The sequence below is a fragment of the Herminiimonas sp. genome, from assembly GCF_030645555.1.
In the GTDB taxonomy this organism is placed as follows: Bacteria; Pseudomonadota; Gammaproteobacteria; order Burkholderiales; family Burkholderiaceae_D; genus Oxalicibacterium.
In genome coordinates, this window is the sequence record NZ_JAUSME010000318.1 from 1 (window position 1) to 9,000 (window position 9,000).

Sequence of the window (9,000 nt, forward strand, 5' to 3'; positions counted from 1 at the left end):
GCTTGAGTTTGGTGTCCGACAATTCAATGCGTAATTTCTGTTCAGCGTTGAATCTGGCCAGCGCCACATCCAGTACCGGCTTGATGCGTTCCGATTGCAAACCGGCCACCACATAAGCAGACACGCCCGCAGCCATTGCCGCCTCCATGCTGGAAGTCGCGTGATCTTCTGTAAACAAGACGATAGGGCGCGGCGCATCCCGCGTCGCCACCACGACGTGCTCCAGCACATCGCGCGAATCGGATTCGGCATCAATGATGATCATGTCGGGCTGCAATTGCGCGACCCGATCCGGCAAATGCATATCGGCGGGGAAAACCGCGATGATGTTATAGCCAGCTTCCAGCAAGCCTATGCGCAGCGCACGTGCGCGTTCCGCCTGCATCCAGGCGTTTTCATCCTGCTCGCCTTCCGGCGGCATGACGGTATTGACAACAATAATGCGCAGGGAGCGCATATCGGGTTTGGTAATTTCAGTCATTGCAACATTCTACAAAAGCATATTGATACGGTCTTGTACCAGAATACGCTACAATCCACGCAAGAATCGCACCAACATTTCGCATTATTTCTCCCCCATGCTTGTTCTCGGTATCGAATCCTCCTGCGATGAAACAGGTCTTGCGCTGTATGACACAGAGCGCGGACTGCTGGCGCACGCCCTTTATTCACAAGTCGCCATGCACGCAGAGTATGGTGGCGTGGTGCCGGAGCTGGCATCGCGCGACCATATACGCCGCGCCATCCCGCTGCTGGAGCAGGTTTTTGCCGAAAGCGGCATCGCACACGATGCCATCGATGCGATCGCCTACACACAAGGCCCCGGCTTGGCCGGCGCCTTGCTGGTCGGCGCCTCCGTGGCCTGCGGGCTGGGCCTCGCCCTGGATAAACCGGTGCTCGGCATCCATCATCTGGAAGGGCATTTGCTGTCGCCCTTGCTGGCCAGCGAGCCGCCGGAATTCCCCTTTATCGCACTGCTGGTTTCCGGCGGCCATACGCAATTGATGCGCGTCGACGGTGTCGGGCAATATACGATGCTGGGAGAAACGCTGGACGATGCGGCGGGCGAGGCATTCGACAAATCGGCCAAGCTGCTGGGCCTGGGCTATCCGGGCGGACCGGCAATTTCACGCATGGCGCAATTCGGCGACCCGACTGCATACAAGTTGCCGCGCCCTATGCTGCATTCAAAGAATCTGGATTTCAGCTTTTCCGGCTTGAAAACCGCGGTGCTGACGGTCGTAAAAAATCAGACTACTAATATATGTGAACAGGACAAGGCGAATATTGCGCGCGCCTTCGTCGATGCGATCGTCGAAGTACTGACTGCCAAGTGCGTGACGGCACTCAAGCATACGGGCTTGAAGCGGCTGGTGATAGCCGGCGGCGTCGGCGCCAATCAACAATTGCGCGAGTCGCTGAATGCAGCAGCAGTGAAAAAGCACTTCAAGGTGTTTTATCCGGAACTGGAATTTTGCACCGACAACGGCGCGATGATTGCATTTGCCGGCGCGATGCGGCTGCAGATCAATCCCGATGCGGCGAAAAAAGACTACGCCTTCAACGTCAAACCGCGCTGGCCGCTCGATAGCATCAGCACGATCTAAACCCGGCTTCGGCTAGCGACAGGAACTCCCTGCTTCTTTGTTCAGGATGCACATCAGTGATGACACCGATGCGCATCCTGAAACTGCCTGCCCGCAGGATGGCGCCAGGGAATGAATACATATCCGGACTTGCCTATTTCAGCGTGATGACGCCGCAAGCCAGGCGTTTGCCGGCATTGCCCGTAGGTTGAGTTGCATAGTCGTCCGGGTCTGCGTGGACAATCAAGCCTTTACCGATAATGCTATTGGCGCCGTCCCTGGCCAGACTAGCCTGGCTGCTTGAGACCGTGATTGTCAGCGAGGCTTTTCCGCTGGCATCTGCCAGCAGGTTGCCAAAGTCACCGCCGTGATGCTCGGCATGGGCAGGACCGCCATGTCGTTTTCCTGCCGGATTAAAATGTCCGCCCGCACTGGTGGCATCGGGCGCACTGCAATCGCCTTTTTCATGGATATGGAAGCCGTGCAAGCCTGGCGTCAGGCCGCTGATCTGTGCATTAACCACTACCTGATCGCCTTTTTGCACAAAGCTGACGACTCCACTGGTCGTATTGCCTTGCGTAGGTTTCATGATGGCTTCGGCAGCGGGCCGGGATTCAGAAAATCCGGCACAAGATGCAAGGACTGCAACGGCACTTAACAGCGTGGCAACTGGAATGATGTTCATGTTCGTAATCCTCCTGTATGGATAGATATCTCTGCAAACACTCTGACCTTCTTCTCACTACTCGATGAACTGAAAACGATGCACTGACACCCTGGCTCTGTTCGGACTCATGCTACAACAATGTTTCTGTTAGCGGAAAAAATACCTGGACACAGGCGACAGGACTGATGCCGACATGTAATTATTTTTTCTTGCTGCCTATCCGGCTTTCCTTGCCCGCCAGTAAATTTCCTATGTTCTTGCCGTGCCGGTATATCAGCAAACAGCTCATCGCCAGCACCGCCAGCAATATCAGGTCAGGACCGAACAGCAAGCCGTAATAGAAAGGCGCGAAAATTGCAGCGATCAAGGCTGCCAGTGAGGAATAACGGAATGCATAGGCAATCACCGCCCAGGTAATCAGCGTCGCCAGACCCAGCCAGCCATTCAAGGCCAGCAACACGCCCAGGGCCGTCGCCACACCTTTGCCACCGACGAAGCGGAAAAATACCGGCCACAGATGACCGAGGAAAACAGCGATCGCAACCAGCGCGATGCCGCCTTCCTGCACGCCATATTCAGGACCGAAATGTTTCGCCAGCCAGACCGCGACAAAACCCTTTGCACCATCGCCGAACAGCGTCAGTATCGCCGCCTTCTTGTTCCCGCTGCGCAGTACATTGGTGGCGCCCGGATTTTTCGAACCGTAGCTGCGTGGATCGGCCAAGCGAAATAATTTGCTGACTAGCACTGCAAATGAAATCGAACCGATCAGGTAGGCAGCGATGGCAAACAGGACTGTATTCATGACACCCTTTTTATTATGTTTTTCAATTGCGGCGAGCCGACAAAGTCGCGCTCTTGATCCGCAGATTCATTCTTCCAGTGCGCAATGGACGGCAATGGCAGACAGTTTTTCCGGCAATACTGCAGGCGCAATGCCGACCAGGTAACCGCGCCGTCCGCCATTGATGTATATCCGATCGAGAGCGAGTATGCCCTGCTCGACATACACCGGCATGGCCTTGCGGGTGCCGAACGGCGAGGTGCCACCTATCAGGTAACCGGAATGCCGGTGCGCCACTTCCGGCTTGCACGGCTCTACCGATTTGCAGCCTATCTGGCGCGCCAGATTCTTCGTCGACACCTTGCAGTCGCCATGCATCAGCACAATCAGGGGTTGGGTCTTTTCATCCTGCATCACCAGCGTCTTGACCACATGGTGTTCGTCCACCCCCAGCTTGCGCGCGGAAACCGCGGTGCCGCCGTGCTCTTCATACTCATACGGATGCTCGGAAAAAGCAATGCCGTTGCGGCGCAACCATTGCGTCGCGGGCGTTTCGGAAATGTGCTCTTTTTTTGCCATGCGTGTTACGCTCAACTTAAAATTTGGAGCACATTATGCAGCAAGAACTCCGCTTTGCGACCTTCAATGTCTGCAATCTGGCATTGCCGGGCGTGAAATATTATGAAGACCAGATCCCGTACTCCGTCGAAGAGTACGATGCGAAAATCAGCTGGATTGCGCAGCAGCTGGACCGGCTTGATGCCGATGTCATCGGCTTGCAGGAAATTTTTTCGCAGGCGGCATTAAAAGACGTGCTGGCCAAAACGCTGAAATATCGCTCTGCACATCATGTCGGTTTTGATCCAGATCCGCAGGCCGATCACCTGACGCCCAGCGTGGCCCTGATATCGCGCCTGCCAGTCGCGGCCGGCGCTGCAGCAGTCACTGAACTACCGAACAGTCTAGTCGCCAATTTGCCCGGCGTGGACAAGGCGCTGACCCATTTCACCCGGCCGGTACTGCACGCAAGAATTGCCGTCTCAGCCGATGTACTGGTCCATGTCTTTGTCTGCCACCTGAAATCCAAGCTGCCTGATTATCGCAACGATAGCAGTGACGCGCAGCCGGATCAAACCGGCATCGCGATGCTGCGCTCGCTGATACGGCGCGGCACCGACGCACTGGGCTTGCGCACGCTGTTATCCAATTTGAACAGGGAGCCGCGCGCGCCTGTCATCGTGATGGGTGACTTCAACGATGTCGCCGACGCGATACCGACGCAAATGGTGATGGGGCTGGGGAAATATCCGCTCAATGGCGTGGACGAGCGCCTGTTTGAAAGCTATCGCATCCAGTCGCGCCGTGATCCCTTGCGCGACGTGGGTTATACGCATATCCATGACGGCAGTTACGAAACCATCGATCACATACTGGTTTCAGAAGAATTCAATCCGGCGTCGCGCGCGGCGATCGGCGAGGTAGTCGAAGTGATGTACCTGAATGACCATATGATCTTCAAGCAGCCACATGCATCAGATCATGGCCAGGTACTGGTGCGCATACTCTTGCATGAGCAATCAGCAAACAACGCCAGCCCATCGAGCACAGCGGACCAGCCGCAGCCTGACTAAAGCGTGCGCCGCAAGGTCAAACGCCTTATTCGCTGGCAGGAGCGGCGCCATCCGTTGCAGGCTCATCCGCATCGACTTCGGACGGCTCTGAACCATCGTCAGGACCACTGCCCTTGTCAGCCTTGCGCTTGAGTTTTTCTTCTTTTTTTCTTTTCTTTTCCAACTCTTTTTGACGCTTTTCGTACTGGAAATTAGGTTTAGCCAAGTGATCGCTCTTTGAGTAGATGTTCTGTTTAAGATAGGAGGACGGACAAGATCATTGCTGCGATAACGCACCATCAATGTGACGAATGCTAGCATGCCGCCACCCTTCACGTCCGAAAACCAGCAGGCATCCGGCGCTCAGGCGTCAGCAGAAAAATCATTAAAATACTTTAAAACAACTTAATTCACATCAAATTTACGCCTTTTATCAATAAAAGCATAAATTGCCTAATTGATATATTGTCTGTCAGCCGCGTGGATGATGCATCTGATGCAAACGCTTCAAGCGTTCGCGCGCCACATGCGTATAAATCTGCGTGGTCGAAATATCGGAATGTCCAAGCAGCAGCTGGACTACCCGCAAATCGGCGCCGTGATTCAGTAAATGAGTGGCAAATGCATGCCGCAAGGTGTGCGGCGACAGGGGCGCATTGATTTCTGCCGCCGCCGCGTGTTTCTTGACCAGGGTCCAGAACATCTGCCGCGTCATCGCGCCGCCACGGGCAGTAACGAACAGCGCATCATCGATCTGGCCATCCATGATGGCTGGACGCGCCTCTTTCAGATAACGCTCTATCCATGCCCGCGCCTCTTCACCAAAAGGCACCAGCCGCGTTTTTCCACCTTTGCCGGTGATGCGCAGCACACCTTCATTCATGCCGACTTCTATCGATTTCAGCAATACCAGTTCCGTCACGCGCAAGCCGCTGGCATACATCAACTCCAGCATCGTACGGTCGCGCAGGCCGAGTGGCGTGCTCACGTCAGGCGCGCCCAGCAAGGCATCCACCTGCGCTTCCGACAGGGTCTTCGGAATGCGCGGCGCCTGTTTCGCCGAACGCATTTTCAGGCAGGGATCATCGCTTCTCTTGTTTTGCCGCAAGGCCAATTGGTAAAAACGCTTGAGCACGGCCAAGCGACGATTCGAGGAAGTCGCCTTGGTCGTTTCATGCCTGGCGAAAAAATATGCATTCAAATCATCTGCATGCGCTGCCAGCAAGGTCTTGCCGCGCTCTGCCTGCAACCAGATGGCAAACAAGCGCAGGTCGCGTCTGTATGCCTCCAGTGAGTTTTTTGCCAGACCGTCTTCCAGCCACAAGGTATCGCAGAATTCATCGATCTGCGCCTGGCTGGATAAGCCATCCTCACTCATCTCGCTGCCGGCCGGATTGCTCATTGCGCTACCCATCAGTAGCCCGCAACCATTTCATGCGCCAGCAGCCAGCGCTTTACACCGACGTGGAATCCACCTGCATCATCGTGATGCGCAAATCCGCCCAGTCCCGTCGCTGCAGTGACACGATGGCAGGGAATCACCAGCGGAAACCAGTTGCAGCCGCAAGCCTGTCCGACGGCCCGCGGCGCCGATTGCACGCGCCTGGCAACATCGCCATAGGTCAGTACCTGGCCGCGCGGTATTGCAGCAATGGCAGCCCAGACCTTGCGCTGGAAAGGCGTGCCGACTGGCGCCAGCGGCAGATCGAATTGAAAATCGGGATCATCCAGATAGCGCTCGACTTGCAAGGCTGCGCGTTCTGACACCATATCTTCAGGCGCCTTGACATTGAAGGCCGGCGGCAAATACACCAGCTCGCGCACATGGGCGCCTTCCGTGCGTATGCCGACGGCGCCGAACGACGCTGCAACGATGGCGGAAAATAAGGAGGTGGAAGAAGTCTTGTTCATGACATTCAGTTTATCGGCTTTGCATTTATACAGAGCATAAAACAAAAAAGGCGCATCTCGCGATGCGCCCTCAAATACTGCTGCTGTACCCCACGCCGTGTATGGCTATGCCATCACCGCTATTATTGATACAGGTCTCCCCTGCTAGCCCGACATCAATGTCGTGTGTATGTATGCTCCCCTCCAGCCATTTTGTACTGCATGGTGCTGCGCGATGAACGCGTAAAGGTAGCAAAGCCGGGGCCATTATAAAAATCAATTCCGGGGAAATCAAGCGCTGATCTGCCGCCTGTGCTCGTCAATACAACAGCTACTTGACATGTTTTTTTCCTTCAAGGTGACGTCAGTGTATTTGCGCATGGCCGATCCGCACAAAATAAAAGGGCGCATCTCGCGACGCGCCCCGAATCTTGCTTTTGCATTTCCGGCCGTTTAAGAAATAAATCCCGACAGCTTCATCTGAAATGCAGGTCTCCTCGACCTTTCAGCACGGCTACCCACAGCTAGCAGGCAGCGCACCTGGCCTTTAGTCTTCCTTGAATGCTTCTTCGCGTTTCTTGCGCAATGCCGGCAACATGACTACCGCCAGTGCCAGCACCGCACAGGCCAGCATCGTGGCGCTGATCGGGCGTTGCAGGAACACCATCGGATCACTGCGTGACAACAGCAAGGCGCGGCGCAGGTATTCTTCCATCATCGGGCCGATGATAAAACCCAGCAGCATAGGCGCCGGCTCGGCTTCGAGCTTGGCACAGATATAACCAAACAAGCCAAACAGCGCCATCAGGTAAATATCGAAGTCGCTATTGTTCAGGCTGAATACGCCGATCGCGCAAAACATCAGGATTGCCGGAAACAGATGATGATAAGGCACCGTGATCATGCGTACCCACAAACCGATCATCGGCAGGTTCAGCACGATCAGGAAAAAATTACCTATCCACATCGATGCAATCAAACCCCAGAACAAGGTTGGCTGCTCCGTCATCACGGCAGGACCAGGCTGTATGCCTTGAATGATCATCGCGCCTATCATCAACGCCATCACCGGGTTCGATGGAATACCCAGTGTCAGCATCGGAATGAATGAAGTTTGCGCGCCGGCGTTATTGGCTGCCTCTGGCGCCGCCACACCTTCAATCGCACCCTTGCCGAACTGCGCTGAATTCTTCGATACTTTTTTCTCGATCGAATACGATGCGAAAGACGCCAGCATCGCACCGCCACCAGGCAAGATCCCCAGAGCGGAACCCAGCACGGTACCGCGCAGGATAGGCGCGATGATGCGCTTGAAATCGTCCTTGGTCAGCATCAGGCCGGAAACCTTCTTCATCACCAGCGAGCGGGTTTCTTCATGTTCCAGATTGCGGATGATCTCGCCTATGCCGAACATGCCCATTGCAACGATCACAAAGTTGATGCCGTCGGCCAGCTCAGGCCGGTCGAAGGTGTAGCGGGCTGCGCCCGAATTGACGTCGGAACCGATCAGGCCCAGCAACAAGCCGAGTATCACCATGCCGATTGCATTGAGCAGCGAGCCGCTGGCCAGCACCACCGATGCCACCAGACCCAGCACCATCAGCGAGAAATATTCAGCCGGGCCGAATTTCAATGCCAGCTCAGCCAATGGCGGCGCAAACAGTGCCAGCAGGATGGTAGCAACGGTACCGGCGAAAAACGAACCGATAGCCGCTGTTGCTAGGGCCTTGCCGGCATGACCCTGACGCGCCATCTGGTAACCATCGATGGCAGTCACGACCGAGGACGACTCACCCGGCAGATTCACCAGGATCGCAGTGGTTGATCCGCCGTACTGCGCGCCGTAATAAATACCGGCCAGCATGATCAGTGCAGCAATCGGAGGCAGGGCAAACGTAGCCGGCAGCAGCATCGCAATGGTGGCCACCGGGCCCAGTCCAGGCAACACACCGACGGCCGTGCCCAGGAATACCCCGACCAGACAATATGCAAGATTCTGCAACGACAAGGCGGTCTCGAACCCCAGCCCTAAATTAGCAAATAATTCCATTATCGAATCCTTTTCAACCGCCAAACCATGGGCCAAAAACTGCAATCGGCAAGCCGAGCAATTTGACGAAAACCAGGACCGCAAATGCTGTCATGCCAGCAGCCAGCGCTATACCATGCAGCCATTTGAATTTTTCGCTTGCATAGGCGCTAAACAGGATGATCGAAAAGACCGCGACCACCAGACCGGCGCCGCGGATCACAAAACCGAACAACAACACACCCGTCAAGATCAGCAAGGTTTCCTTGATGGCGAATTTCCCTATCGGCTCGCCTTCACGGAAAAATGAACGCACCACAGCCGCCAATCCGATCAATGCCAGCAAGCCGCCCAGGATGGAGGGGAAATAGGCCGGACCCATTTTTCCTGCAGTGCCCATCGCATAATCGCGACCGATAATGATCGCGGACAAT

Annotated in this window: 11 protein-coding genes; 2 read left to right on the top strand and 9 right to left on the bottom strand. The window is 55.4% G+C overall.

The genetic code is table 11. The features are described from left to right. A partial coding sequence (locus Q7T06_RS11870; RefSeq protein ID WP_304784937.1) for an ANTAR domain-containing response regulator occupies positions 1-457 on the bottom strand: 457 nt, incomplete at its 3' end. 121 nt (positions 458-578) lie between these two features. Here Q7T06_RS11870 and tsaD point away from each other — a divergent pair. Further along, positions 579-1,607: a tRNA (adenosine(37)-N6)-threonylcarbamoyltransferase complex transferase subunit TsaD gene (gene tsaD, locus Q7T06_RS11875; RefSeq protein WP_304784919.1), complete on the top strand. Its 1,029-nt coding sequence runs from the start codon at positions 579-581 to the stop codon at positions 1,605-1,607. Positions 1,608-1,740: 133 nt separating this feature from the next. On the opposite strand, the gene Q7T06_RS11880 is transcribed toward tsaD, so the two are convergent. The 3 genes from Q7T06_RS11880 to Q7T06_RS11890 form a co-directional block, all read right to left on the bottom strand. Further along, entirely contained in the window at positions 1,741-2,271 is a 531-nt protein-coding gene (locus tag Q7T06_RS11880) for a superoxide dismutase family protein (protein WP_304784922.1), read from the bottom strand. A 181-nt stretch (positions 2,272-2,452) separates the two neighbouring features. Then, positions 2,453-3,058, bottom strand: coding sequence for a glycerol-3-phosphate 1-O-acyltransferase PlsY (plsY, locus tag Q7T06_RS11885; protein WP_304784924.1), 606 nt, complete (start codon positions 3,056-3,058; stop codon positions 2,453-2,455). A 66-nt stretch (positions 3,059-3,124) separates the two neighbouring features. Beyond that, positions 3,125-3,616: an aminoacyl-tRNA deacylase gene (locus Q7T06_RS11890; RefSeq protein ID WP_304784926.1), complete on the bottom strand. Its 492-nt coding sequence runs from the start codon at positions 3,614-3,616 to the stop codon at positions 3,125-3,127. Positions 3,617-3,651: 35 nt separating this feature from the next. Between Q7T06_RS11890 and Q7T06_RS11895 the strand changes: the two genes are divergently transcribed. Then, positions 3,652-4,668 (top strand): endonuclease/exonuclease/phosphatase family protein, encoded by a 1,017-nt coding sequence (locus Q7T06_RS11895; RefSeq protein ID WP_304784927.1) that lies wholly within the window; start codon positions 3,652-3,654, stop codon positions 4,666-4,668. Between the two features lie 25 nt (positions 4,669-4,693). Here the strand turns inward: Q7T06_RS11895 and Q7T06_RS11900 are convergent, their stop codons facing one another. The 5 genes from Q7T06_RS11900 to Q7T06_RS11920 form a co-directional block, all read right to left on the bottom strand. Then, positions 4,694-4,873, bottom strand: a complete 180-nt coding sequence (locus Q7T06_RS11900; RefSeq protein WP_304784929.1) for a hypothetical protein — start codon at positions 4,871-4,873, stop codon at positions 4,694-4,696. Positions 4,874-5,119: 246 nt separating this feature from the next. Next, complete coding sequence (gene xerD / locus Q7T06_RS11905) at positions 5,120-6,025, bottom strand: site-specific tyrosine recombinase XerD (protein WP_304784940.1); 906 nt, start codon at positions 6,023-6,025, stop codon at positions 5,120-5,122. 35 nt (positions 6,026-6,060) lie between these two features. Next, positions 6,061-6,558, bottom strand: coding sequence for a methylated-DNA--[protein]-cysteine S-methyltransferase (locus tag Q7T06_RS11910; RefSeq protein WP_304784931.1), 498 nt, complete (start codon positions 6,556-6,558; stop codon positions 6,061-6,063). 526 nt (positions 6,559-7,084) lie between these two features. Continuing rightward, the gene (locus Q7T06_RS11915; protein WP_304784933.1) at positions 7,085-8,587 is read right to left on the bottom strand and encodes a tripartite tricarboxylate transporter permease; all 1,503 of its coding nucleotides are present in this window, start codon (positions 8,585-8,587) and stop codon (positions 7,085-7,087) included. Positions 8,588-8,600: 13 nt separating this feature from the next. Further along, positions 8,601-9,000: tripartite tricarboxylate transporter TctB family protein (locus Q7T06_RS11920; RefSeq protein ID WP_304784935.1), on the bottom strand; the 400-nt coding region annotated here is incomplete at its 5' end.

Coding starts and splice junctions, on each gene's coding strand:
- Q7T06_RS11915 (WP_304784933.1), bottom strand. CDS start 8,587: ATGGAATTATTTGCTAATTTAGGGCTGGGGTTCGAGACCGCCTTGTCG.
- xerD (WP_304784940.1), bottom strand. CDS start 6,025: ATGAGTGAGGATGGCTTATCCAGCCAGGCGCAGATCGATGAATTCTGC.
- Q7T06_RS11890 (WP_304784926.1), bottom strand. CDS start 3,616: ATGGCAAAAAAAGAGCACATTTCCGAAACGCCCGCGACGCAATGGTTG.
- Q7T06_RS11880 (WP_304784922.1), bottom strand. CDS start 2,271: ATGAACATCATTCCAGTTGCCACGCTGTTAAGTGCCGTTGCAGTCCTT.
- Q7T06_RS11910 (WP_304784931.1), bottom strand. CDS start 6,558: ATGAACAAGACTTCTTCCACCTCCTTATTTTCCGCCATCGTTGCAGCG.
- plsY (WP_304784924.1), bottom strand. CDS start 3,058: ATGAATACAGTCCTGTTTGCCATCGCTGCCTACCTGATCGGTTCGATT.
- tsaD (WP_304784919.1), top strand. CDS start 579: ATGCTTGTTCTCGGTATCGAATCCTCCTGCGATGAAACAGGTCTTGCG.
- Q7T06_RS11895 (WP_304784927.1), top strand. CDS start 3,652: ATGCAGCAAGAACTCCGCTTTGCGACCTTCAATGTCTGCAATCTGGCA.